The organism is Rubripirellula amarantea, from assembly GCF_007859865.1.
Lineage (GTDB): Bacteria > Planctomycetota > Planctomycetia > Pirellulales > Pirellulaceae > Rubripirellula > Rubripirellula amarantea.
Window position 1 is genome coordinate 213976 of the sequence record NZ_SJPI01000001.1, and the last position, 26355, is coordinate 240330.

The following is a 26355-nucleotide window of genomic DNA, read 5'->3' on the forward strand; positions in this document are numbered from 1 at the left end:
GCGTAATTCAATTACAGTATATTGTCACTCGTTCCCTGTTCGGATTCTGCCCATGCGACGTGTTGCCCTTCTAATTGAGACGTCGCGAACCTATGGCCGCGACCTGCTGCAGGGTGTGAAATGCTATGCTCAAGAACATGGCCCTTGGTCGCTGTTTGTCGAAGTCCGTGACCTCGAATCCAAGCCTCCGGTGTGGCTTAAGAACTGGGACGGTGATGGGATCCTCACTCGGTCCGGCAGTGCTGCAATCGCGACGGCGGTTCATCGTGCAGGAGTACCTACGGTTGAACTGCGTTCGACCCGGCGGGGTTCGAAGTTTCCTTTTGTTGGGATCAACAACACGGTGGTCGCGCAAATGGTTGCCGATCATTTTCTCGAACGGGGATTTCGCCACTTCGGCGTCTTCGCCTTAGATACAGAACCATTCTTCGTAGAAAGACGCGATGGCTTTGTCGAATACCTGAAAGCCCGCGGGTTGAAATGTTCGGTGCTTTACCAACCGGGCAGTTCCGAGAAACCTGAACAATGGGAAGCACAACAAAAGCGACTGATTCATTGGTTGCGAAAGTTGCCACGTCCAACAGCGATCATGGCCTGCACCGACCAATTGGGTTGCTGGTTACTTGACGCCTGCTCAAGATCATCGATTCGTGTGCCAGAGGATGTTGCGATCGTTGGAGTCGAAAACGATGAAACGATCGCAACGATGAGCACGCCTCCGATGAGCAGCGTTCGATTTGCGGGTGAACAAATCGGCTACGAATCCGCCAGAATCCTCGACGCGATGATGCGTGGAAAGAAGCCGCCTCGCCGTCCCAAACTTTTCCCGCCAATTTGCATTGAGACTCGTCAATCATCAGACATTGTCGCGATCGATGATGAGCATTTGGCAAATGCCATTCGTTTAATTCGACAGCGTGCCTGCGAGGGCTTGACGGTCAAAGGAGTCCTCGAAGTGGTTCCTATCTCGCGAAGTTCCTTCGAACGAGGCTGCCGAAGACTGCTGGGAAGGTCCCCCAACGAAGAGATTATTCGCGTACGAATCGAAAAAGCCCAAAGTTTGCTGCGAGATACCGATTTGGGGCTCGCCCCAATCGCCGTACGTACAGGATTCAGCACAGCTCAATATTTGCTGCAGGTGTTTCGCCAGTCCACAGGTATGACACCGGGTGAATATCGCCGCCAGTCGCGGAACACGCTTTAACTGATTCACCGGGATACGCCGATCCAATAGCTCAAAAAACTTCAAATAGCGAACTGAGTGCCGGCAACCAGTGGCACATTATCCTTCCATCGCTACGAATCCTTAAGCAGGCCAGTGCTGCGCAATCTTGCGTTTTAGGAAAGTGACGCTACGCGCAAGTTGATCCATGCCATCGACGCCATCTTCGATGCTGATCCATCCGTCAAATCCAACTCGAACAAGTTCCGAGAAGATGGCATCGTAATCGTTGAGTCCCTTACCAATTTCGCCATGACTAAGTCGCTTGGCATAACCTGTCGCCCCCGCTTCTTCACGACGCAAATCTTCGATCGTTCCTTCCTTCAAATAACGATCGCTGGCGTGCATCGTGACCACTCGATTGGAAACCCGCTTCAGCAACTCGATGGGATCTTCACCCGCGAGATAGGTGTTGCTTGGATCGTAATTAACACCAAAGTTTGGATGTTCGATCGACTCGACTAGCTGACAGAACACATCAGCCTTTTGAGCGAACTCGGGGTATTCCCAAAAATCATCTTTGTAGTGATTTTCGATGATGAGTGTGATGCCATGCTGTTGAGCGTAGGGTAAACAAGCTTTGATCGAATCAGCCGCCAACTTGACGCCCTCATCCGTTGAGAGTTCTGGACGACGTTGACCACTGAGCACTCGGCAATAACTTCCACCGAGCGCGTGCGTCATATCAATCCACTTCTTCTGCTTAGCAATCTCGTTGTCTCGAAACGCTGCATCGGGATGAGTGAAGTCGGGCGAGCAACACATCATCGGAATTACCATCCCATTATCTTCGACCTCCGCACGAAACCGCGCCCAGTTTTTCTGATCGGCCATTTCGAGAAACCCCGCATACCATTCGAGCCCCTGAACATCGAGAGTCGAAGCAAGCTCAATCCATTCAGACACTACCATCGTCCCGTCCTTACAGAGGGCATTCATGTAGGCTTTAGGAAAGGCAGCGAGTTTTGGCATGACAAAGCTGAGTTAAAAAAGAAAAGGTGGGTAGATTCCAACGAGGCTTGCGTCCTCGGGGGTACTGCTAGGTTTCGCGGTGGACTTACATTGTGACATGTCGTTTAACGTAGACGCCAATCGTTGATTGCAGGTGGATGGATAAATGACGTCACGCCGAAATAGGGAGCAGCCATGGCAAAAAACGAAGTCGAACATGCTAACGAACAAAGCTGGCTAGAAGTGAACTGCCTTTGGTCACAGGGGTTTCAAAACTGATTTTACGACTTCTCCATTGTGCATTTTCTCGAACGCTTCTTGCCACTGGGTAATGGGCCACACACCGCCAATGATGGGCCTGACGTCGAGTTGGCCGCTGGCGAGAAGTGCAATGACACGTTCCCAAATCGGCCAGTTGTGACTGAAACTTCCTTGCAACGTAACATTCTTTTGAACCAACGGATCCAGGCTAAACCCAAGCGGGTCTCGCCCCCAGCCCACTTTGGATATCCATCCCGCTGGTCGCACTATGTCGATCGCAATTTTGAGCGTGACGCTTGCACCCGCGGCATCGATGACCCCATCGCACCCAAGCCCGTCTCGTTCAATTGCCCATGGTTTTGCGTCGCCAACAATGGCTTCGCACCCATATTGCTTAGCAATTTTCAATCGATGCCGGTCGGAATCCAGGCCCACCAACGCGACCTCTGCGCCGCAAAGGCGAGCCATGGCCGCACATAGGATTCCGATCGTGCCAGGCCCCAACACCACGATCCGATCCCCCGGTTCGATTCGTGCATTCTTGACCACTGCGTTGTACGCAACACAGCACGGTTCCGTCAGGCACGCGTGTTCAAACGGCAACGCGTCAGGCACTGCATGCAAAATTCGAGAAGGAACCTTCACGAACTTAGTCATTGCACCGTTAACGCCGTAGCCGAACCCTTTACGCGTCGGATCAAGATTATAAAGTCCGCGCCGCGACATCGGATTGGTTTGATCAATCACGGCCGCTGTTTCGCTGACCACTCGATCGCCCTCTTTCCATGCTTCGACATTCGAACCAAGTTCGGCAATCACGCCCGCGAACTCGTGCCCGAGAACTACCGGATAATTGACTGGCCAAGAATGATCAGCGGTCCATTGATGAAGATCACTACCGCATACACCGATATTGGCGACTTCGAGGAGTACATCATCCGGGCCTATCACCGGTCGCTGGATTTCGCGAATTTCCACGGAGCCCTTTTCAGGAGCAAAATTGACAACGGCTGGTGCAGTCATGGCTGAGTTTCAGGCACAGAAAACTGGGATGAGAAATGGATAGGTTGGCAGCAGGACAAACGAATCAAGCAGCAGAACGATTAGGCAGCGCTAATCGAATCCACGCCCCGTCGATCATCACGCTCTAATTCGCACCTTGCGAATGAATAGCGTTGCAAATCATCCGCAGCGATGCTTCGAGGTTTCCGTCGGCGGTTTTGAATGAGTCAGCGTCAATTGTCAACGGAGCGCCGAGCACGACCAAGGGTGCGCCGTACTTTGGACATTCAATCGCTTGTTCAAGCGTTAGCCCTCCTACGGCTTGAACAGGAACTTTGACGGCTTGGCAAACTTCCCGCAGATCATCGAGAGGACTTGGCATTCGTTCACCGCGTGCCGCAATGCCGCGACGTTCATCATAGCCAATGTGGTGGATGACATAGTCGCAACCAAGATCTTCAAGCCACTTCGCGCCGTCTATCATGTTGGGCGAGACCATGTTGTCGCCCATGACTTTCACGCCGAAGTCACGTCCGGCCTTAACGACACACCGAATCGTTTCTTCGTGCGCTCGAGCCATGACCACAACGTGGGTCGCGCCAGCGCCGGCCATCATCTCGGCTTCAAGATATCCACCGTCCATGGTCTTCAAGTCGGCGACGATTGGAACACCAGGAAACTCTGCTCGCAGCGCTCTAACACCATGCAATCCTTCGGCCAAGATCAATGGTGTCCCCGCTTCCAACCAATCCACGCCAGCACGAATTGCCATATGCGCCGTTTCAATAGCTTCGCCAATGTTAGTCAAGTCTAGTGATATCTGAACGACCGGCTGCATGGGGACTCCGAATGATGAAGAACGATTGCTTGATGATTCCTAGGCTAGTGATTTGCTACCAAAGAATCGACCGTTGACCAAACCAGGGCTATAGGATATTCGTTAGGCAGTGCGCCGGATGATGGATTTGGACCGGCGGCTTGATTTTTCAATGAAACCGTCGATTCGACGAAGGTTGGCAGGATGCCCCGAATTCTTTGTGCCTGTTGTGTGGTTGCGTTTCAGCTCTTCGCATTGCCGGGCTTATCAGCGGCCGATCAGGAAACAGCGATTGAGCTAGTGGCTCCCAAGCTGTCGGCAAAAGCGGAAGCCGAAGCAAAACACGAAACGATTTCGTCTGAACTGCGCAACGCGATTGCCCAGAAAGAAAACACCGACGTGGCGGACTCTTCCGTCGCAAGCGGAGAGCCGAGCGAGATCGACTTGCTGAAGATGATCGAAGTGACGATCGCTCAGCAACGAAGTGCCACAGCAACGATGCAGCAACTTCAATCGACGAAGGTAGAGCTTGAAACGCAACTGAGCAAACTTTCGAGCGGCAAGCTCAACGAAGAACCGCCATACTCGATCTTGATGCTCGACCGACTGAACGATTCCATCGCTAGCGGAAAGGTCAAGCGAGAATCGCTGGAAGAAGCGTTACTCGCTGCACGGGGAGCGGTCGAACGCGCTCGATTCAATGTGGATTCGCGAGCCAAGACACTACGTCAACTCGGCGAAACGAACGCGACCGACATCAAGACAAACATTGCATCTCGCGAACTACGCCTAGCGGAAGAGATCCTCGTCCTCCGCCGTCAAGAATTGGGAATCGAAGAGGCAAGCGAAGCCGTGCGATCCCTAGAAGCTGACATCGACCTGCGGCAACGTGAACTGATTCTGCCGCATGTTGTCTTTTCAACGGACATCATCGAAGAGAAGAACAAAGAACTCGACGAACGTGAAGTCGAACTGAACCGCAAAGCCGACGAACTTCAGATTGAGTTGCAATACGCGGAACGCCGCTGGATGTCGGCGCGTCAACAACTCGACTCGACTGTCAATCGGACGGCTGAGATGCTGCAGAAAGTCGAATCCCTGCAACTTGCCCAGAAAACCATTCAAGTTGAACAGAGTGTTAACAACCAGCGCATCGAACGCCTTCCCATCATGCGTGCCAACTGGGATCGCCGATTCCGACTCGCTAACGGACAATGCACACGTCAAGAACGAACTCTTTGGCTCGAAGAGACGCTGCGGCAAATTGAGCAGTTTGCCAGAGAACGAAGGGCGAGAGAGCTAAAGCTTGATGAAACCAGAGCGAATATCTCTGCGATCGGAACTCAGTCCGAGGAAGGCGCCGCCAATTCACCCGAATTGACTCGCTGGATGGAAAGAGCGACGTCATCGCTAATTGCTCAAACGGACTTACACACCCGAGCGATCATCGGGATCGATAGCGGTAAACGAGCTTTGGAACGACTGCGTGTCGAAATTGAAGGCGAACCGAATCGAAGCGTTGGGGAATGGATGAGCGACGCTTGGGGATCCCTACGACGGATCTGGAATTACGAGATCACCAATGTCAACGATACGTCGCTTACCGTCGGCCGTGCGGCAAGCTGCATGTTATTCATTGTGCTTAGCTATTTCCTTGCACGTTTCTTAAGTCGGCTGCTCGGCAACAGATTGCCTCGACTGGGAATCGACGAAGCTGCAGCCAATTCGATTCAATCGCTAACCTTCTATGCTCTATTGCTAGGCTTCACGCTGGCGGCACTTCGATACGCCAATGTCCCCCTGACCGCCTTCACATTTCTCGGGGGTGCTATCGCGATCGGCGTTGGATTCGGAAGCCAAAACATCCTTAACAACTTCATCAGTGGTTTGATTCTATTGGCCGAGCGGCCCATCAAGACCGGTGACTTGATCTTGATCGATGGAACCTATGGCAACGTGATTCAAATTGGTGCCCGCAGCACTCAGATTCGCTCGGGTGACAACCTCGACATTATTGTTCCCAATAGCCGTTTCCTAGAAAACAACGTCGTCAACCTGACCCGATCCGACGACCGTCTTCGAACGTCCATCAAAATCGGAGTTGCTTACGGTTCATCACTCGACCTTGTGATGCAATTGTTGCAGGAGGCTGCTGATGAGAACGAACACGTCCACCGCGAACCCAAGCCATTCGTTTGGTTCAACGAATTTGGCGACAATGCCTTGGAATTCCAAGTCAACTTTTGGATCAACGTTCGATCAGTCGTCCAGCGAAAGACAGTAGAGACGCAAGTTCGACTATCCATTGACCAGAAATTCAGAGAACACGGTATCTCAATCGCTTTCCCACAACGCGACATACACTTGTCGTCCAGCGAGCCGTTGGAATTCCGGATGATTCGCGAGCAACATTCCAAGGCTTATAAAAACGCCGGTTAAAAGACTGGTCAGCCACCTTGGACGAGCGAAATCGTTTGGTCCACCTTCTCGACAGCAAACGTTTCGGAATCGCCGCCCGGCCAGTCCACGATCACCTCGTTGACCTCGGTGGTTTCTCCTAAACCGAACGTCACCGTGTTTTCGCATTGGCTCAGATAGCTACGCGTTGGCATGACCGTTCGCCAGACCTCTCGATCACCAATCTTGATCCGAACCGTTGCCCCAATCGCGTCTCGATTGCAGGTCTTCCCCTCCAAGTTAATTCGCAAGAAATGGTGCCCCGTGGTCTGGTCGTTGCGAAGAAGGACGGGTTTGGAATGGCTCGTCGAAATCACGACATCCAAATCGCCGTCCTCATCAAAGTCAGCGTAAGCAGCACCGCGTCCGACGATTGGATCGCAGAAAGACTCGCCGACACAGCCGGCGTCTGCCAAGACGAGTTCACTCTTGGATCCCTTTCCTGCGTTCCAAAATAACTGGGGGGCCTGCTCGTACGTTTGCGTCGCTTGTGTTTTGGAAATCTCGTCTTCCAGGTGCCCATTGGCCCCCAATACGTCGAGACGTCCATCCAGGTCCACGTCGAAAAAGAACAACCCGAACGTCAATCCCTGTCGCGTTGGCGGACCAAATCCGGTGTACATCGCAGCGTCGATAAATTGTTTCTTTCCTGGACGAGCCATGTACAAAGCGCTTGCTTCGTTGGCGAAATTTCCAATTCCAATCGCCAAAGTTCCGTCATCTCGAAATCTTGCCGTGTCGATTCCCATCGCACCGCGAGCGTTTCCGGTCGCACGATCAAACGCGATTCCAGTCAAACGCCCAACTTCGCTGAACGTGCCGTCTTTATTGTTTTCGAACAGAAAGTTGCGAACAGTGTCGTTGGCTACAACGATGTCCATCCAGCCATCACCGTTGAAGTCGACCGGGGCCAACCCCATTGCCTTGCCAAGGGGAACGTCGGTGTCATCGTTGCGAATTTCAATCCCAGCAGACTTCGAAACGTCTTTAAATTTCCCATCACCTTCATTGTGATAGAGATAGGAAAAGGTCCCCGAAAACGCACGCGGAGGTCCATAGGCTCGGCTTTCGCCATCAAGCGTAAAGTTCTGCGAGAAATCAATGTCGCGGTTCCACATCACATAGTTACAAACGAACAAATCGAGCAGACCATCGTTGTCGTAATCAAAGAATCCACAACTGGTGCTCCAGGCATCGTCAGTCCCCGCCACACCCGCGAGTTCAGTAACGTCCGTGAACTTGCCACCATCATTCTTTAGCAGTCGATTCTTTCCGACCGCAGACAGGAACACGTCGCTATCACCATCATTGTCGATGTCTCCCACCGCGACTCCCATCCCGTAGAGCGAGATATCTAAACCGGAATCGGCTGTGACATCATCAAATCCAAACTTACCATCGCCTTGATAGAGTCTGCAAATGGCGGGTTCGTTCTTCGTCTCGCTCCATGGCCAGTGTGCCGAATTAACGAATAACAAATCCGAGTGTCCGTCATTGTTGTAGTCCAACACGGCAACGCCACTTCCCATCGTTTCGGGAAGCAACTTCTCACCTTCACGACCAGATTCGTGAACGAAATCAATACCGGCGTCTTCGGTCGTATTGACCAACTCAACCTGAGGAAGCGTAAACTCGTCAAGGTTTCGCGTCTCGGGTAACGTGACTTCAACTTCCGTCGACTGCTCGATTTTTCGATTGATGTTCAGGTAGACCAACCAACCAATCAGCGGAAGCCCCATCAGCATTATCACGATTAGCGATCCACGAAACGCCTTTCCGATAATGTCATCGTTTTGCGCATCATCAGATTCGTCGTGAATAGGATCAGAATCAACTTGGGGTGGGGGCGATGAGGTCATAGAAGCAAAAAAGACGAGGGGCGGTTTGTACAGAAAGGACGACGAAGCGGATCAATCGTCAACGGGATTGGGCAAGCGGTGCCGTTGACTCGTCACGTTGCAGATCGTAGATCACCAGCGCCTCGGCTGCATGATTGGCAGCCGGGTACTTACGGCGTGCCACCGGCTGAGCTACTTCAGCCGCATTGTCATCGGGCTTGTATTTACTGTGAAGCCTACGGTGAATCTGTTCATTTTCCGTATCGCCCAACCACGCATAGACTTCGACCAAGTTGGCGTGCGCGGTCACGTTTTCGGAATCCACTTCCAAGGCACTTAGAAGTTCGCTGCGGGCCTCGTTCATAAGTGACTTCGCACGTTCATCATCGCCTTGCACGTCGGCTCGCTGCGCCAAGTCAATTAGCGTCAGTCCTAGTTCATTGCGAACCCGATAGTCCAGTGAAAAATCAAAGTCACGTTCGGGAACTTTCGTTTGCAAGACCGCTCGCAAGGAATCAGCGGCAGCTTCCAAGTTTCCTTGTTGTCGGTTGACGATGCCACTGAGCCACGAATGCGTCCAAGACGGCGGCGCAGGTTCCATCGTAGCCGCAACACTTAGCGACTCCGTTGCCCCGTCTAAGTCACCTTCGGAAAATTGCACGCGAGCTAGGTTCAACGGTCCATCAAAACGCCCCAGTTCGGCGACGTGTTGAAATGCCTCGGCAGCTTGCTTCAACTCGGCTTTCCCCTTTAGCAGCAACCCAATTCCATAGTCATTCCAACGTTGCCACGTGGGGAAACCGTCACTGTCTTTTTCGGCAACCTCCAAATCGGAAATCGCCGTTGTCGAATCGCTAATATTTAGCACCAACGAATCCGAGCTGATTTCGACAATGGGTAGATCGTTCGGGTCACCCGGTTGTCCTAGATCCAAAAGGTCTCGCTCGGGATCGCGGTCGCGACGGATGTAGTCGAGATACTCCGTATCAAACTTTCGGTAGAGCAATCTCGCAGTAACCTCGATCGGCTCTGTGGTTCCTTCGGGAATGGCAAGACGGTAGTGAAGGGTTTGCCCGGCCCCGGGTGGAAACTGATTCGTATAGAGCGGCGTAAAAATGTCCTGGGCGTTTCGTCGGTTGATGCGATTGCCGTTTCGATCGAGCATGAACGTATTGACAAAATGAGCCCACGAATCAACCGCTTCGCGATCATCTCGATGACCGCTTTTGCCAATGATCGTATCCCCTTGCTTCGCTGTCAGTTCGACCCAAATTTCGTTGGAATCGGTAGTGCCTTGGGTGAAGTGGTGTCCAAGCTTCATCGTTCGAAGGACTGTTTCGATCAAATAGTTTTCTCCAGCCACGACGCTGACTGAATCACTCAACGGGGCAACTAAGTTTCCGTTGATTGTGCCCTCTTCGCGAATTCCGAACAAATCAACTCGCACGGTATCCTTCAGGTAGGCCCGGTGAGCCTCGACCGTGGCATCATCGCCCATCCAATATGCGATCGCTGTATTTGCACTGGGAAAGGCATGATCGTGAACTCCAAGTTCACCGAGCTTTTCCATGTAGCGAGCCCCGAAGTCATTGCTTGCCATCGCAGGCATGTGGCATTCGTTGCAATTGGTTTGAGCTTTTGGCGGGTAATAGAAACTCGAGGCTCCGTGGCCGGAAACACCCGAAAGCAAATAGCTGTCGTAATGATTCTGGCCTCGCAAGAATTCTTTGTAGTCCGTCACTTCATTCGGCAACGACACCTTATGGCAAGTGCTGCAAAATTCCGCTGTTTTGTGAAATGGCTTTAACATTTCGTGCTTGTGATAAGCCGGCTTGGCTTTGACCATCAAAGAATTGAGCTGTTGAAGCAGTGAATTGTCGCTGTAGGCAAACGGGTAGTGCTTCGGTTCGTCGATCGTGTAGTCAGCATTACCGATGTTCGAATCAACCGACTGAATTGCATGGCACACCGTGCATGTGATTCCAGCGTGCGCGGATGAATCACTGACATCGTCGTAGTTGGGATCGTCAAACTTACCCGCGAAGAATGGCACCGGGTCATGGCAACCAGCGCACCATCGAGACGCCTGAACATCGCCCGCTCGCTCCGTAGCAACCTTGCGTGTTTCTCGCACCGACGCACGGTAAGCGGGATTATTAAAGCTGCTGAGCTTGTGAGCGCTGTGTAATGCCGAATTGTAAATGTCTTCATGACATCGCAGGCAATACGCGTCGTTGTGGAGCGTTTTCTCGTCGATGAATTTGCCCGTCGCCGTTTTTGCGAGCGACGGTTTGAAGTACTTGTCACCACTCGCCGGTGCAATGCCCTGGCTGACCGTGCCGTTGGACGCCTGGAAGCTGACCATCAACGCAACAAATCCAACGATCGCAATGGATACACGTCGACCAACGTGCCATTTGATGCTCGGTCCCACCAACCGGTGCAGCCAGTAAAGCCATATCGCCGCTAGCGGAGCAATGATGTGGGCCCAGTAGACCACGTTGCGGGTCGATGGACTGGTGATCGCGAACGAACCCACTCGCATCAACAACAGCCCACTGACCAGGATGGTGATCGAGATTGCGAAGAGTGCGTACCCGATTCTGACGGCTCGACGATTTCGACGGTGCCGACTGCGAATCATGTGCAGCACACCGAAACCCACCACGGGTGTGATCAACAACAGCCCTAGTCCAAGGTGGATCAAGAACATGAATTGGTAGAAATGAGTCTCATAGACCGCGTCAGTAAAGTATTGAAGCCAAGTGATTGACGTCAGGTACAAACCGTTGGCGGCCAACACACCAAAAAGTGTCAGCACGACGTACAAAACAATCCGTAGCCGCGGCGTAACCGGTCGGATGGGAGCCTTTTTCTTGACCGCAGTCGTTTCAGCGTGGGATTCAGCAACGGACATGAATGGGGCTTCCAAAGAAAAAACAAGAGTCAGCTATAACTAAGACGTCGGATTCGTCCAAAAGGTTTTACCTATCCGCTAGTCGCGAGATACAAATCGCATCGACCATCGGCATAAACTAAGGCTGCCACATCGGGGGAGCCACCGCTTCTCGGTACCAAAACCGCCGAAACGACTGTTCCCTTGACCGATGAACAGCATTCAATTCAACTCGACCCGCCGATTCGCGAGCTTGAGTGACCGATGGTGGATACTGAGTCATCTCTCGGTAGGGCAGGGGGCCGATCGTTTGACCTGCAAGCGTGTTCAGGTCCGCATCCTTGTCCCAGCCCACGCAGTGGAGCACAAAATCACGCACCCAACCCGGCGGTGGGTCCTGCTCTGGCTTTGTGAACTGCAAGCGAATCTCATCGCCAGCACTCATGACGACCATTGCATCATCCCATTGCCGAAGCAGGTCAGTACATTCGCCCAACCCTGTCATTTTGCCTCGTAACGGTGGCCAACGTGACGCTGCAATCGATTCATTGTAATCGTAGACCTCTGGTTCTCGATCACTTGACTTGATCCGTTTTGAAAAACCATGGAAGGTCACTTCCGCGTGCTGAAGCGACATGTCGTGGGTAACGAATTCAATGTCGTCCCTGGCGACCGCGAGTTCTGCAGCGTCCCAATAAATTTGTGCTGAAGTACGAACGCGCAGACGTTGGTCCAACGGATTGAGCACGTCAGTCACATCAATCACGATCGTCTTGGTCTTACCGCCCGGAAATCCGGTGAAGGGTATCGCATTTCGCCAACCGCCATCCACGGATGCATCGGGTACCCAAACGGATGGAAACTCGATCGGATCGAGGTCGGGATTCTGATCGATCTGGATATTCAGCGAAGTGTCCGTCGGCAGAATCCAACCGGTCAACACCAAGTAGGTCTTCTTGCCGTCGACGAGCTTTGCGTGTCGGAAGTCCAAATCAATCCAGTGCGGCGGGCAAAGACCTTGCCGAAGCCGGCGATCGAATCCCTGCACGAAGTTGCGATCAATGTCCGTGATCTGGGACGTTATGTCATTGCCATCGGTATCGACAGCAGACTGAACTGCAAACGTATCCTCGCGTTGGAAAGCGAACACCGTTGGCGATGCGATCTCGCCGGGACCGACTTTTTCGTTGGTCCAGATATCAACGCCGACTGGATGATCAACCGCCTGGATCGCGACCTTATCGAAGTAGGCGACCTCCCACAATTCTTCTGTGATCCTGAACTGATAGTGATCGCCCTGCGGCTGAATGTTCGCACCGTCGATCTTTAGGTATTCCCACGGCCGATCCTTCGCGACAACACCTGCGGCAACCTGCAACCCTAGCGGCGCGGCCCAAAGGCAGTCCGTCACGAAGGCATACTTTTCACCATCCCACGCATACAGGTAAGGGCACGACCCCTTCAGCGTCTGCTCCTCTTCAACCATCTGATCTGTTGCTGGATCGCGAATCGTTTGCGTTAAACCGTTCGGCAAGATAGCACGAACACTGCTCGCAGCATCCAAACCATCGATACCAAAATGAGTCGATGGTGACTTAATTATTCGAGCACGGTAGTGCGGGCCAAATCGAATTTCCAAAACACTTCCGATAGCAAAATGATTCACACGCCCCGAGACGTTATCGTCGATGCCTTTGAAACGAACGTTGAGGTAGTGGCCGACCGACTCGGTTCGATTGATACCAATTTGCAATCCGTCATCCGTCGTCGCGACATCCAAGCCACCGTCTCCATCGAAGTCCGCAATACATGAAACGACCGGCTCATTGTTTGAATCGGGAACGGGGTAACATCCCCACGGTCCCAAGCGAACCAGCCCCGACGACGTGGTGGCCTCGAACCACGAGTCGTTATCCAAATCGGCAACCAGCAATCCACTGGCATCCATTTCCAAGGACTCCACTCGATCGACCGTCCATGCGCCTGCGTCAGCCGTATGCGTGAACACGACCGCCATTCCGGTTCTTCCGCCGATGACCAGATCCCACGACACATTTCCATCGACATCTTCGACGAAAATCGCATCCGCACCTTCCACAGGTTCAACCTGCTCAAGAACGCGTCCTCGAAATTGCAAATGCAGTAAGTTTTCGATCATCCCAACTTTTCCACTTCGGTGTGTCGAGACCATGTCCAAATCAAGATCTCGATCGACATCGGCAATCGCAAGCGAGGTTACCATATCATCGCGACCAAATGCATCGTCACGGGTCGTCAGTTCAGTGAACGTACGGTTGCCACGATTGACAAACATGCGAACTCCATCGGACTCCGTTGCAAACACTAGGTCTAAGTCTCCATCGGCTTCCAGGTCACCTGCAACTGCGGCGGTTACGCCAGATAGACCTTCGAGACCGCTCGCCTTGTCGATGATCGACAATCGGCTTTCCTCGGTGGCTTCGCTTCGCCCGTCGACACGAATAAGCTTTACGCCGGCTTCACCGTAAACGATCATCGACATAAATGTATCATGTCGCCCCGCCACCGATGCCATCCCACTACGCAAACGTTCTGGACTGCTACTGTCGACAATAAACAAATCAGCGAACAGGATCCCCGCAGGGGAAAACCCAACGTCGACGGAGCCGACTCTCTGGAAATTCCCTTCGGAATCATTCTGCAATAGTTCAACTTGATTGTCGGAACGAATCACGACCAGGTCTTCGTCAAGATCAAGATCAAAATCCAATGGCATGGTGGATTGAATGCTGCTTGAACCTTCGGCATCGACTTCACGATACTCAAAGGCAAGCGACTGTTGTGCTCGCTCGATGGGCGACTTTCCCGCCATCGTCGTCGAAAGTGTTCGCAGCGAGTCGAAGGACAACAAATCCAACGGGTGAGGCGATGCGCGACGCCGATCGGTTTTTACGATTTCACTGCTATTGAGCACGTTGAACCACAACAGCATTCGATTATCGGCTTCGCTGAATTCGCCGTTCGCGACAGCTTCCGTGATGTTGTCAACAAGTTGCTCGGGCGTCAGGCCTAGCTTACGCGTTTCCGATGCCACCGACGGCTCAATCGCTCGCGTCAATTCTTGAACTCGCTTCACGTAGGGAACTGCGTCCGTTTGCTCAGTTTCAATCTTTAGGCGTGCTGCCTTAAGTGCGAAGAACAAATTGTCGTCATGGGCGTCTGATAGTGCTCCGACTGAATTGCTCGCGTCAGCAATAATGGCGCGAGGAAGACCATCGACGGGATCTTCCATTTGTTCAAGCAGTGTGATTAGCGAACCACCGAGCATCGCAGACGCGGGATCGTCTTTCATGTCGCCCTGAACAAGCGTCGACAGCTCATCGAAAATCTCCCGTCGCATCGATTTAGTCATGGACGGAATTAACGAAGCCTCGTGCATGTCGATCCTGGTCCTTAACCATATTGCCAACACACTATTCTCAACGAGGTTGGCGTATTGATCGATCGCCGTCCGCGCGGCCTCAATCGCGTCGGGCAATTCGGATCGTGCCGCTTTCTTAGCGGCATCATCGAGCGATGCATTCGTTGCTTTGCCAGCCAACGTATCGACCCAAAGAACGCGGTTGAGCGCCCGGTTCTTGGCGATGGAGACGTCCGAAGGCGACGCGACATAGAGTTGCTGCCACGATGTATCTGCCTCTACGACTTCTAAATTCTCGGTCGCCGCGAGTGCCGTCCTCGTCAACGAGAGCATCTCGCCGGTACTATCGCTTCCCCCGGCCGGTCCACCGCCATCCACCGGCAAAACAGGGTTATCGAGCCGCTGGGGCAAGAAGACCATCGCCGCGATCGCGATGGCAATAATTGCCGCAAAAACGGCAAGCCAAAATTTCTTATTCAATTGATTCACATCACTTACAGACGAGAAGCCGTGATCGTTAGGTCGAAGGCTTATTTCGGACCAGTCGCTTTCGCGATATTCTACCGTCTATGAACGTAACAAAATTCCTTGATGCTTCCGACTCGGTTCGTGTATGCCGTGTCGACGACGACCAAGTATTCCCACTGCAACTGGGCAACCTTGGCAGCTTGGCTGAGATCCTGGCGACTGAAAATCCAATCGCGACGGTAAATTCCCTAGCCTGTGATGACCCTATCGCTTTGTCGGATGTGAAGCTGCTGCCGCCGATCGACAACCAGGAGGTCTGGGCAGCCGGCGTCACGTACAAACGCAGCCAAACCGCTCGCATGGAAGAATCCGAGGCCGCAGCTTCGTGCTACGACCGGGTTTATCAAGCCGACCGCCCAGAGTTATTCTTCAAAGCCCCTGCGTATCGGGTTAGTGGACATGGTCAACCACTGCGGATTCGCGAGGACGCAACGTGGAATGTCCCTGAACCCGAGGTGACCTTAGTCCTATCGCCCGAGCTAAAAATCGTCGGGCTGACCGTAGGCAACGACATGTCGTCTCGGGACATCGAAGGCGAGAACCCGCTCTACCTGCCTCAAGCTAAGTGCTACGACCAATCGGCGGGTCTGGGGCCTTGGATCACGTTGTACAATGAACTACCGCCTGCATCTAAAATCACCGTCGAATTGAAAATAGCACGCAACGGCAAGACTGTATTCAATCAACAAACGGCGGCTTCGGAAATGGCTCGTTCGTTTGACGACCTTGTGGGATGGCTGGGCCGAGACATGACGTTTCCTGGCGGCGCGTTTTTAATGACGGGAACCGGCATCGTCCCCTCGAGCGATTTCACGCTTGAACGAGGCGATGTGATTGACATCACGATCGGCGGCGTTGGCACATTGTCCAATACCGTCATCCAGAAGTAGCCAGCCTGCTTGATACCCCACCGGGGAGTTGATTTGCGTCGCAAGCATCCTATTTCGGCTTCCCCGATCCCACCTCACCGACTTCTCCCTAATTCAAAATTCAATATGACTGCCACCGCAACCACTCGACCTGTTCTCATCAATGGCACTTGGCGTGATGCCGATGTCGCTAGCACTTTTCAAGCGACCGATCCCAACAGCAACACCAAACTTGAAGCTGAGTTTCCGGTCAGTTCGTGGAAGGATTGCGACGAAGCACTTGATGCCGCTGCGGATGCCGCTCGTCAACTTCGCAAGCTGCCGGCCGCTAAGATCGCTGAGTTTTTGGAAAGATACGCGGATCGGATCGATGATGCCAAGGATGCATTGGTCGAGGCCGCTTTTAGCGAAACTGGATTGGGCAAGAGTCCACGGCTAGCCGATGTTGAGCTGCCTCGAACGAGCAACCAACTTCGCGCCGCCGCTGCGGCGTGCCGTACGGGCAATTGGTGCATGCCAACGATCGATACCAAAGCCGGCATCCGCAGCATGTATGAACAGCTCGGTCCCGTTTGCGTGTTCGGCCCCAATAACTTTCCGTTCGCTTTTGGAAGTGTTTCCGGCGGCGATTTTGCGGCTGCCATTGCAGCCGGAAATCCCGTGATCGGCAAAGCCAATAGCTCTCACCCGGAAACCACCCGTCTATTCGCCGAGCAAGCCATCGAGGCGCTCAAGGAAACCGGCTTACCGCTCGCCACCGTGCAACTGATCTATCGCACCAGTCACGCCGATGGCGAAAAACTTGTCTCGGATCACCGTGTCGGCGCGACCGGCTATACGGGTTCACGAGGCGCGGGCCTGACGCTAAAGGCTGCGGCTGACAAAGCGGGCAAGCCCATCTACTTGGAACTATCAAGCGTGAATCCTGTGGTGATCACACCAGGTGCGCTGGCTGAAAGGTTCGACGATATTGTTGGCGAATTTGCGACAAGTGTGTTGATGGGAACGGGTCAATTCTGCACCAACCCCGGACTCGTGCTTCTGGTCAAAGATGCCAACAGCGAAAAGTTCGTCAGCGAAGTGGCTGAAAAGTTCAGTTCATCCGCAGCGGGGACCTTGCTGTCGCCCGCAGTTGCCAAGAGTCTGTCATCGAGCGTCACCAAACTTACGGAGTTCGGAGCGAAAGTGGTTACCGGTGGTGGCGAACCGGAATCAGGGCGGTGTGCATACTCGAACACGTTGCTAACCGCATCGGCCCAAGACTTCCTGTCCAACCCCGAAGGTTTCCAGACGGAAGCGTTTGGCAATGCATCGCTGATCGTGACCGCTGATAGTGTCAAACAACTCTGCGAAGTGATTGCCAATCTTGAAGGAAACCTGACCGGATGTATTTATTCAGCAGCATCCGGAGACGAAGACACCTATGACTCGGTCGCATTTGAACTGACTCCGAAAGTCGGCCGTATCCTTAACGACAAGATGCCCACGGGCGTGGCCGTTAGTGCGGCGATGAATCACGGCGGCCCCTATCCAGCGACCGGGCACCCCGGATTCACCGCCGTAGGCGTTCCCGGATCACTCTTGCGATTCGCCAAGCTCACCAGCTTCGATAACGTTCGCGCAAGCCGTCTCCCCGTCGTCCTACAAGACAAGAACCCGACCGGCGAAACCTGGCGATTGGTCGATGGAACCTGGACCACCAGCGATCTCGGCTAAGCCGGAGGCGGGAACCGATCGACGATCACCGGCGATCGGTTCATGTCTGACCAATCGAAACTTGCGGGATCGAGTCCGCTCGTTTGCATTGCCCAGTCGACGATGACTTCCGGTTTGATGCCTGTTTCGCGGTAGTGACTCAGGCGACTGTCGCCGTGCCGCTTGGCCAAGCGGCGTCCGTCGGTGCCGACCACCAGGGGAACGTGGGCGAACGTTGGTGCCTGATATCCAAGGGCGTGAAAAAGTTCGAGCTGTCGGTATGTGCTGGCAACCAAGTCGTCGCCTCGAACCACTTCCGTGATTCCCATTTCTGCGTCGTCGACCACCACCGCCAATTGGTACGACGGACTGCCGTTTTTTTGCGTGACAGGAAAGTCGCCGAGATCTTCTGCGGGAACACATCGGTTTTTCCCCAGAACCAAATCATCAAATTCAACCGTATGGTCCGCCAATCGGAACCGCCAGCAAAACGCACCTTGATCGGGCATCGGATCGCCATTCCTCCAGCCAGAGCAGGTTCCTGGGTAAATGGCGGGCTCATGATCGAAATGGGGTGCCGAGCCAGCCTCTTCGATGTCCTTGCGAGTGCAGGTGCAAGGATAGACCAGGTCTCCGTTAATCAATCGATCGAGTGCGTTCTCATACAGCTTCAGTCGCTGCGTTTGGATCACTGGCCCTTCGTCCCAGTCGATCCCCAACCATGCAAGGTCCTCAATCGCTTGCTCAATCGCCCAAGGCTTCACTCGGGGTGAATCAACGTCTTCGATTCGCAGAACTAACCTTTTGCCAGTCGACCGAGCCGCCCAAAACGCAATCAGGAAAGTCCTTGCATTGCCAAGATGTTGAGCGCCGGTAGGTGATGGAGCGAGCCTTCCAGCACTCATCGGAAACCAATGATCGAATAGGGTGACACGCACATTTTAGAAGTCAGCGTTGCCAGGAGTCCGAGGAAACGGAATCACATCGCGTATGTTCGCCATACCGGTCGCATATTGAACCGCACGTTCAAGCCCGAGGCCAAAACCCGCATGAGGAACGGTGCCATACTTCCGCGTGTCGATGTACCACCAATAATCGTCTTGGTTGAGCCCCGCTTCGTCCATTCGTGATTGCAACACATCAAGCCGCTCTTCCCGCTGAGAGCCACCGATAATTTCTCCTACCCCCGGCACAAGCACGTCCATCGCCGCGACCGTTTTGCCGTCCTCGGAAACACGCATGTAGAACGGTTTGATCGTCGAAGGATAGTCCGTCAAAATCACAGGACCGCCAACATGTTTTTCGGTCAAGAACCGTTCGTGTTCGGCTTGCAGGTCCGTGCCCCAGCTAATCGGATAGTCGAACTTTTCCGTTGTTGATTCGAGTATGGATATCGCTTCGGTGTACGGCATGTGGGTGAAAGGTTTTTCGACCACGGCTTTGAGTTGATCCACTTTGCCCTTTTCGATCATCGAATCAAAAAATGCCATATCCTCTTCGCAATGATTCAAACAGTCCGTGAAGATTCGCTTTAAGAAGTCTTCCGCCAATTGCATGTTGTCGTTCAGATCAAAGAACGCCGCTTCGGGCTCCACCATCCAGAACTCGGCCAAGTGTCGCGACGTGTTGCTGTTTTCAGCACGAAAAGTCGGGCCGAACGTGTAAATTCGTCCGAGCGCGGTTGCGTACGTTTCGCCGTTGAGTTGACCGCTAACGGTCAAGTAGGCCGGCTTTTGAAAGAAGTCGTACTCATACTTCACCGGCCCGCCTTTCTTCGCGAGCATTTCCAAATCAAGAGACGTCACGCGAAACATTTCGCCGGCACCTTCACAATCGCTGGCGGTAATGATTGGCGTATTGACGTACAGAAACCCTCGCTCGTGGTAGAAGTCGTGAATCGATTGGCTAATTTGATTTCGCACCCGAGCGACCGCGCCAAACGTATTGGTACGAGGCCGCAGGTGAGCCCACTCGCGCAGCTTTTCGAACGAGTGACGTTTCTTTTGCAGGGGATACGTTTCGGGATCTGCCCAACCAATCACGCGAACTTCGGTCGCGTGCATTTCGGTCGCCTGACCTTTCGCGGGCGAGGCGACCAATTCTCCGGTGGCGACAATGCTGCAGCCTGCGGACAACTTCTGGATCTCTGACTCATAGTTCGCCAATTCCGCCGGCGCAACGATTTGCAGATTGCCGAAGCAAGACCCATCGTTAACCTCGATGAAACTGAACCCACCCTTTGAATCACGACGGGTTCGTACCCAACCCCGAACTTCAGCACGAGGGGCGATTGCCTCTTCTTTACGGGCGTTAGCCACCGAAATCCAAGCGGTCATGTCGGTCATCCTTGGGAAACAAACGAGAGCGAACTTAAGCAGAAACACTCGTGGGTCGACGCAGGAAGAACCCTAGCACGACGGCCAACGAATAGAAGACAAAGATACCGATCACCACGTAAAATGCGACGGGATTACCCTTATCCATCGCCTTTTCGTACATGGCCACACCCGCTGCGGCAACAGCCCCCAGAACGGCCAACCCCATCATGATGTTCCATCCCCACAAACGTGCCCCCGTCGGTTTGTCATCACCGAGAATACGATGACTATTCATCATCAAGAAGAACGTGAAGTAGGCAATCGGAAGCAGCATCACCGCGAACGTACTGGCAAAAATCGCAAGCCAAAACCGCGTCGCATCGTCAGTCCAGAGCCATACCCAACTTGCTCCGGACAAACCCGCCACCAATACCCCAGCGACAAAGATGCCCTGGCTATCAGGCTTTCCGAACAGCTCACGAAAAGCGTATCCGTTGATTAGCATCAGGATGATGATGGTCGAGAATCCCATCCCAAACACACCCAACCCGAAAACCAACTTCGCTTTGCCTTCGCCCAACAACGGCGAAAGAGTCTGCGAGAGCTGAAAGGCATCTCGCTTAACCAGAGCAGCGGCAACTCGCTTCTCGGCTTCCGGAAGAGCAGCCATCATCTCTAGCTTTTGCGTTTCATCCGTCGCTGCACTCGCTTCACCAAGTTCGGCATCAACGCGAGCGAGAAGATTCGACTTCACTCCTTCATAGATGGGCGATTCCTGCATTTCAACAAGACTGGTTGAAGCCAACTGGTCATCAATGTTGTTGTGAAACGAAGCCGCAGCCGCGATCACGACGCAACTGGTGACCAACACAAACGGAATCGCCATCCCGGTCGACAAGTCGAACCGGGCTAAACCGCGAAACGGTCGGTCCCAACCTCGAGCCAGCATTGAATAAGGCAACAGGAACGTCATGTTGATCCCTACCGCCGTGGCGATCGCGGCAATCATGACCGAACGCTGAGTGCCCATCAATTTCCCCGTCCAGAATTCCTGGCCGGTGGGGGATAAACCATCGACCAATCCACGCAGGTCACCCGCCGGTTTTGCAAATTGACTGAAATCAGGAATCATTCCGGCAAATACCGCCCCGACGTCGATTTGCCCCTTGCCGAACAACAAAATGGCAACGCCGAAGAAGCAGATCACCACCATGCCGATAAGAGCTTTCAAGAACAAGTCGAAAAACTTGGCGGCCTTACCTTGGCGGGTGTTGAGCAGGACGACGAACCCAGCCGCTACCAACAAAGTGATGGTGACGATCCATTTTGTTGTCGCATCGCCCCCCAATCCAGCACCGCCACCGAGTGTCGACAAGTTCTTGTCCAGCGAGTCGTAACACAGACTGAACTGCGGCATGCAGAAAATCATGTTGGCCATGATGGTCGCGACCAGCCATCCCCATCCGAGTGCTGGATTGATTTCGCGATTGATGGCCTCGAAGGGGCGACGACCGGTGGACAGCGTGACGTAGCTGATCGCCGAAAGCATCACGACCCCTAAAACGATGGCTACGATTTGCAGCCACAACATGCTGGTACCACCCAACACGCCCAGGAACAACGAACCGGCTAGTGAACCACCGCCGAGCGTGATTGCGCTCTGCAGCCAGCCTGGTCCTGATAGACGCACGTACGTGCCCAGCACCTTGCCGTTGGCTTGAGCATCGCGAAGCAACTTGCGGTCGGCTTCGACCTTAGGATTGACGGCAACAGTGGATTCAGCAGGGCTCGGGTGAGGCATATTCGCGTCCGGGTGCGAAGGTGGGAATTCGTAACGGCCAACATCATAGCTGAACGCGAACCATGCCGTAGGCCGGAACTAACGAAACGTTGTTACGGCATTTTCGCTACGGCATTTTCCCCAGACGCGGTGACCAATTAGCACCGACGGATGCCTTTCTATTGCTGACTATTCTTGTTCCGCCAAGTAGCGTTCGGCGTCCAAGGCTGCCATGCAACCGGTTCCAGCCGAAGTGATCGCTTGGCGATAGTAATCATCCGCAACATCGCCAGCGGCAAAGACGCCCTCGACGTTGGTATTGGTGCGGAAAGGCTTCGTCCATTTGATGTAACCCGACTCGTTCATATCAATGGCACCGCCCAAGAACGCAGTGTTGGGCGTATGACCAATGGCAACGAACATGCCGCCCACCGCGAGGTCGCGAGTACCATCGTCAACGGTGCTCTTGAGCTTCAACCCGGTGACTAGTTTCCCATCACCGACCACTTCATCGACCACATGGTTCCAAATGATCTCGATCTTGGGGTGATTGAGCGCGCGATCTTGCATCACCTTGCTGGCTCGCATTTCATGACGGCGAACGACCATGTAAATGGTTGCGGCATCCTTCAAGTTGGCCAAATAGGTTGCTTCTTCGACTGCCGAGTCGCCTGCACCAATCACGGCCAACGGCTTGGCTCGGTAGGTGGGCAAGGCTCCGTCACAAACCGCACAGGCACTGACACCCTTGTTCTTGTATTCCTCTTCGGAAGGCAGACCAAGGTAATTTGCGCGAGCGCCCGTTGCGATGATCACGGTGCGAGCCTTGATGGCGTCACCCGAGGCAGGTTTGAGCGTATGAACGCCACTCATCGAGAAATCAACGCTTTCGATGTCGTCGCTGACCACGCGGGTGCCAAAGTTAAGTGCCTGTTGCTTCATCAGCTCCATTAACTCAACGCCCTGAACGGCGTAGTGTGGTTGTCCGTCGCGGACGTGACCTTCAGGCGCAGGCGGCAGATTGTAATGGCGAGACTTGTCGACGGCTGATTCCACGAATGCTCGGATATTCCCAGCAGGGAAGCCAGCGAAGTTTTCGACTTCCGTGGTGTAGGCCAATTGCCCCAGCGGAATCATTTCAGGCTTGTAAGTTCCCTCGTAAAGCACGGGATCCAAGTTGGCTCGTGCGGCGTAGATGGCGGCTGACCATCCGGCGGGACCACTTCCGATGATGACCGTTTTTTCTATTTGTTCCGACACAGGCGGAAAGCTCCTTCGTTAGACTGATGATTCGAGTTGAAGGCAGTATACGAACCTGGCCACGATTGACGTAGACCACAGCCGCCTTTGGAAATCGCACTAAATATTGTCGAAACCGAACAAAATTCATGACAACACTGCTGATCGCTGCCCTCACGATGGCTGGCTATTTCGTCGCCTATCACACTTATGGAAAATGGCTGGCCCGCACGATCTTCCGCCTTGATTCCGAACGTGTTACCCCAGCGGTGGAACTGAGCGATGACTGCGATTTTGTGCCTACCGATCGCAGCGTGTTATTTGGGCACCATTTCACGTCAATCGCTGGGACGGGGCCAATTGTCGGCCCCGCAATCGCCGTGATGTGGGGATGGCTACCAGCGCTGGTGTGGGTGCTTTTGGGCTCGGTTTTCGTCGGAGCGGTTCACGATTTCGGAGCGTTGGTCGTTTCCATGCGCAGCCGCGGCCAAACCGTGGGCGACGTTGCCGGTCGGGTACTCAACCGACGAGTCCGGCTGTTGTTTCTTTTGATCCTGTTCATGGCGTTGACCATTGTGCTGGCGATTTTCGGCCTCGTGATTGCTGCGGTCTTCAAGCAATACCCATCGTCAATCATCCCCTGCTTAGTTCAGATTCCAATCGCGGTCGCGATTGGTTCGTGGCTGCATCGAAAAGGTGCCGGGTTGTTGATCCCATCGCTGCTGGCGTTGGCGACGATGTACGTGACGCTGATCTTTGGCAACTCGGGTTTCCTGGGAACGCTCAACGAATGGATGGCGAGCTGGTCGATTCTGACGTGGGTGTTGATCTTGTTGGCCTATTCGTACGTCGCATCCGTGCTTCCCGTGTGGCTGCTGTTGCAACCCCGTGACTACATCAATTCGCTGCAGTTAATCACGGCGTTGGGCTTGGTGGTCATTGGATTGGTTGTCGCTGGTTTGGTCGGTGGGCTCGCCCCAAGCGGCGAACGCGTCCCGCTCGAAATCGTTGCTCCGATGGTTCGTTGGGCTCCCGAGGGCGCACCGCCAGTGCTTCCGTTCTTGTTCATCACCATTGCCTGTGGTGCCTGCAGCGGTTTTCATTGCCTTGTTTCGTCGGGAACCTCGAGCAAGCAAATTCGCACGGAAACCGACGCTCAGTTCGTTGGCTATGGATCAATGTTGACGGAAGGTTTTTTGGCAACGCTTGTGATCTTGGCGTGCGTGGCCGGACTCGGGCTAGGATCGCTTGATTCAGCAGGCGACGTGGTGTTCGGAAAAGAAGCGTTTGATGCTCGTTACGCAACGTGGGCATCAGCTAGTGGGCTGGGTGCAAAAGTCGGTGCGTTTGTCGACGGCTCGGCAAATTTCTTGAAGGCGATTTCGATTCCTGCTGAGATTGCCATCGCGATCATGGGCGTCCTGGTTGCCTCCTTCGCTGGCACGACCCTTGATACCGCTTGCCGACTGCAACGCTACGTTGTCCAGGAACTTGCCGCCACATTTGCGGGAGGAAAAGAAGCATCCGACGTTCACGTGTCGTCAAATCCGATCACATGGCTAACCAATAAACACGGCGCTACGATTTTTGCAGTGCTATTGGCGCTGGTGATTGCGGCCCTACCAGCTTCCAACACACCCGTTACGTTGTCGGATGCAATCGCGGGAAACATTTCACCAGAATTGAATCCGGGCGAAGCAGCCGAAGGTGGCATCGCCGGGGCAACTTGGTGGTTGTCAACTTATGCGGGCAAAGGCGGTCTGATCTTGTGGCCGTTGTTCGGAGCCACCAATCAGCTACTTGCCGGTCTTGCATTCTTGGTGATCTCGTTCTTCCTATGGCGACGTGGAATTCCGGTTTGGTTCATCGTGATCCCGATGATTTTCATGCTCGCGGTGCCTGCCTGGGCGATGTTGACCGACCTGCCCAAGTGGATAGATGCCGAAACGCCAAATTGGGTCGTGATCTTTGTGGGATCAGCAACCTTGATTCTGGAAGCTTGGATGCTGATCGAAGCAGCGATTCTTTGGCCCAAGGTGAAGGGCGTGTTAGAGGTCAGCGCCAAAGAGCAGGCTGCCTCGTGATTCAGGCTTACGGTTTTGTGACCGTATCCTGCTTTTTGAACGCAGCCTATTTGTGCACGTAACCCTGCGGCGCCAAACGCTCGTGGCGTCCGTTTTCTCGTTTCCACAATCCGGTGCGACTGGTGGTCCGGCCGATTTGGGTCAACTTCACGCCTAGGTCTTCTTCGGCAAGCTTATCCGCATCCGCTTGGCTCATCGTAACGATCAATTCAAAATCCTCGCCGTCGCTCCAAGCATGCTCAAATGGCGTACGTCCGGACGTTTCCGACATGGCGATCGCGTCTTCGTGAATGGGAATCGTGTCGATGTCAAGTTCCACACCAACGCCGCTCTTCGCGAGAAGTCGATCCATATCCAGCGACAATCCGTCACTGATATCAATCGCCGCGGTTACTTGCACGAGTTCACGCAGTCGATTGGCTAGTTCAATCCGCGCCTTCGGTCGCAAGTGTCGCCCTCGTAGGCTCCCACCCACCGCGCCACTGATTAACAACGCGTCATCGACCTGGGCTCCACTGCGCAACCAAGCGGATCCGGTCGGCACTTCTCCCAACAGCGTGACACTGATGGCAAGTGGACCGTCGTAAGTCGAGATATCTCCACCGGCGATCGCTACTTGGAACTCGGTCGCCGCTTCGAGGATCCCTTCGTAAACATCGCCCGCAATCCGCGTCGCATTGGACTTGGGCAACGACAGCGTCACCAGCGCTGACTTGGGAATTGCTCCCATCGCGGCAATATCACTCAGGTTGATGGCCATCGCCTTGTAACCAACGTCATGAAGAGAATGTTCCCCCGATACGAAATCAACGCCTTCAATAATCTGGTCGGTACAAGCGATGGTTTGACCACTCGAAGAATCGATCACAGCCGCATCATCACCGATCCCAACGGCAACTTGGGGAAGCGAACGACAACGACCACGTAGGTAGGCAAGAAAAGACTGTTCCATAGTTTCAGTGCAAGAATTTCAATGGTTAAGGAATGGCTGGGTCGTT

Annotated in this window: 16 protein-coding genes; 5 read left to right on the forward strand and 11 right to left on the reverse strand. The window is 53.7% G+C overall.

Annotation, left to right across the window (positions count from 1 at the left end):
- Positions 1-52: 52 nt before the first annotated feature.
- Positions 53-1204: an AraC family transcriptional regulator gene (locus Pla22_RS00865; RefSeq protein ID WP_165440457.1), complete on the forward strand. Its 1152-nt coding sequence runs from the start codon at positions 53-55 to the stop codon at positions 1202-1204.
- A gap of 102 nt (positions 1205-1306) precedes the next feature.
- Here Pla22_RS00865 and Pla22_RS00870 read toward each other — a convergent pair whose 3' ends face one another.
- From Pla22_RS00870 to Pla22_RS00880, 3 genes are all read right to left on the reverse strand, one after another.
- Positions 1307-2134, reverse strand: coding sequence for a sugar phosphate isomerase/epimerase family protein (locus Pla22_RS00870; RefSeq protein ID WP_242631721.1), 828 nt, complete (start codon positions 2132-2134; stop codon positions 1307-1309).
- A 297-nt stretch (positions 2135-2431) separates the two neighbouring features.
- On the reverse strand, positions 2432-3457 hold the full coding sequence (locus Pla22_RS00875) for a zinc-binding dehydrogenase (protein ID WP_146512902.1): 1026 nt from the start codon (positions 3455-3457) through the stop codon (positions 2432-2434).
- Between the two features lie 124 nt (positions 3458-3581).
- On the reverse strand, positions 3582-4274 hold the full coding sequence (locus Pla22_RS00880) for an orotidine 5'-phosphate decarboxylase / HUMPS family protein (RefSeq protein ID WP_146512903.1): 693 nt from the start codon (positions 4272-4274) through the stop codon (positions 3582-3584).
- 183 nt (positions 4275-4457) lie between these two features.
- Between Pla22_RS00880 and Pla22_RS00885 the strand changes: the two genes are divergently transcribed.
- A complete protein-coding gene (locus tag Pla22_RS00885; RefSeq protein ID WP_146512904.1) occupies positions 4458-6692 on the forward strand; it encodes a mechanosensitive ion channel domain-containing protein in 2235 nt (744 codons plus the stop codon).
- 8 nt (positions 6693-6700) lie between these two features.
- On the opposite strand, the gene Pla22_RS00890 is transcribed toward Pla22_RS00885, so the two are convergent.
- The 3 genes from Pla22_RS00890 to Pla22_RS00900 form a co-directional block, all read right to left on the reverse strand.
- A complete protein-coding gene (locus Pla22_RS00890) occupies positions 6701-8569 on the reverse strand; it encodes a CRTAC1 family protein (RefSeq protein ID WP_146512905.1) in 1869 nt (622 codons plus the stop codon).
- Positions 8570-8627: 58 nt separating this feature from the next.
- Complete coding sequence (locus Pla22_RS00895) at positions 8628-11465, reverse strand: multiheme c-type cytochrome (RefSeq protein ID WP_146512906.1); 2838 nt, start codon at positions 11463-11465, stop codon at positions 8628-8630.
- Between the two features lie 118 nt (positions 11466-11583).
- The gene (locus tag Pla22_RS00900; RefSeq protein ID WP_242631723.1) at positions 11584-15324 is read right to left on the reverse strand and encodes an FG-GAP repeat domain-containing protein; all 3741 of its coding nucleotides are present in this window, start codon (positions 15322-15324) and stop codon (positions 11584-11586) included.
- Between the two features lie 89 nt (positions 15325-15413).
- Between Pla22_RS00900 and Pla22_RS00905 the strand changes: the two genes are divergently transcribed.
- Together Pla22_RS00905 and Pla22_RS00910 are read left to right on the forward strand one after the other, a co-directional pair.
- The gene (locus Pla22_RS00905) at positions 15414-16262 is read left to right on the forward strand and encodes a fumarylacetoacetate hydrolase family protein (RefSeq protein WP_146512907.1); all 849 of its coding nucleotides are present in this window, start codon (positions 15414-15416) and stop codon (positions 16260-16262) included.
- A 105-nt stretch (positions 16263-16367) separates the two neighbouring features.
- The gene (locus Pla22_RS00910) at positions 16368-17957 is read left to right on the forward strand and encodes an aldehyde dehydrogenase (NADP(+)) (RefSeq protein WP_146512908.1); all 1590 of its coding nucleotides are present in this window, start codon (positions 16368-16370) and stop codon (positions 17955-17957) included.
- Here the strand turns inward: Pla22_RS00910 and gluQRS are convergent.
- The 4 genes from gluQRS to Pla22_RS00930 form a co-directional block, all read right to left on the reverse strand.
- Entirely contained in the window at positions 17954-18841 is an 888-nt protein-coding gene (gene gluQRS, locus Pla22_RS00915) for a tRNA glutamyl-Q(34) synthetase GluQRS (RefSeq protein ID WP_146512909.1), read from the reverse strand. The genes Pla22_RS00910 and gluQRS overlap by 4 nt on opposite strands.
- A gap of 36 nt (positions 18842-18877) precedes the next feature.
- Positions 18878-20272, reverse strand: a complete 1395-nt coding sequence (gene asnS, locus Pla22_RS00920) for an asparagine--tRNA ligase (protein ID WP_146512910.1) — start codon at positions 20270-20272, stop codon at positions 18878-18880.
- Between the two features lie 34 nt (positions 20273-20306).
- A complete protein-coding gene (locus Pla22_RS00925; protein WP_146512911.1) occupies positions 20307-22055 on the reverse strand; it encodes a divalent metal cation transporter in 1749 nt (582 codons plus the stop codon).
- Between the two features lie 168 nt (positions 22056-22223).
- A complete protein-coding gene (locus Pla22_RS00930) occupies positions 22224-23294 on the reverse strand; it encodes an NAD(P)/FAD-dependent oxidoreductase (protein WP_146512912.1) in 1071 nt (356 codons plus the stop codon).
- A gap of 128 nt (positions 23295-23422) precedes the next feature.
- On the opposite strand from Pla22_RS00930, the gene Pla22_RS00935 reads away from it, so the two are divergent.
- Positions 23423-25357 carry a carbon starvation CstA family protein gene (locus Pla22_RS00935; RefSeq protein ID WP_146512913.1) on the forward strand — a complete coding sequence of 645 codons (1935 nt, stop codon included), beginning with the start codon at positions 23423-23425 and terminating at the stop codon, positions 25355-25357.
- Positions 25358-25403: 46 nt separating this feature from the next.
- Here Pla22_RS00935 and thiL read toward each other — a convergent pair whose 3' ends face one another.
- Positions 25404-26309: a thiamine-phosphate kinase gene (thiL, locus tag Pla22_RS00940; protein ID WP_146512914.1), complete on the reverse strand. Its 906-nt coding sequence runs from the start codon at positions 26307-26309 to the stop codon at positions 25404-25406.
- Positions 26310-26355: the final 46 nt, after the last annotated feature.

Coding starts and splice junctions, on each gene's coding strand:
- Pla22_RS00865 (WP_165440457.1), top strand. CDS start 53: ATGCGACGTGTTGCCCTTCTAATTGAGACGTCGCGAACCTATGGCCGC.
- Pla22_RS00870 (WP_242631721.1), bottom strand. CDS start 2,134: ATGGTAGTGTCTGAATGGATTGAGCTTGCTTCGACTCTCGATGTTCAG.
- Pla22_RS00875 (WP_146512902.1), bottom strand. CDS start 3,457: ATGACTGCACCAGCCGTTGTCAATTTTGCTCCTGAAAAGGGCTCCGTG.
- Pla22_RS00880 (WP_146512903.1), bottom strand. CDS start 4,274: ATGCAGCCGGTCGTTCAGATATCACTAGACTTGACTAACATTGGCGAA.
- Pla22_RS00885 (WP_146512904.1), top strand. CDS start 4,458: ATGCCCCGAATTCTTTGTGCCTGTTGTGTGGTTGCGTTTCAGCTCTTC.
- Pla22_RS00890 (WP_146512905.1), bottom strand. CDS start 8,569: ATGACCTCATCGCCCCCACCCCAAGTTGATTCTGATCCTATTCACGAC.
- Pla22_RS00895 (WP_146512906.1), bottom strand. CDS start 11,465: ATGTCCGTTGCTGAATCCCACGCTGAAACGACTGCGGTCAAGAAAAAG.
- Pla22_RS00905 (WP_146512907.1), top strand. CDS start 15,414: ATGAACGTAACAAAATTCCTTGATGCTTCCGACTCGGTTCGTGTATGC.
- Pla22_RS00910 (WP_146512908.1), top strand. CDS start 16,368: ATGACTGCCACCGCAACCACTCGACCTGTTCTCATCAATGGCACTTGG.
- gluQRS (WP_146512909.1), bottom strand. CDS start 18,841: ATGAGTGCTGGAAGGCTCGCTCCATCACCTACCGGCGCTCAACATCTT.
- asnS (WP_146512910.1), bottom strand. CDS start 20,272: ATGACCGCTTGGATTTCGGTGGCTAACGCCCGTAAAGAAGAGGCAATC.
- Pla22_RS00925 (WP_146512911.1), bottom strand. CDS start 22,055: ATGCCTCACCCGAGCCCTGCTGAATCCACTGTTGCCGTCAATCCTAAG.
- Pla22_RS00935 (WP_146512913.1), top strand. CDS start 23,423: ATGACAACACTGCTGATCGCTGCCCTCACGATGGCTGGCTATTTCGTC.
- thiL (WP_146512914.1), bottom strand. CDS start 26,309: ATGGAACAGTCTTTTCTTGCCTACCTACGTGGTCGTTGTCGTTCGCTT.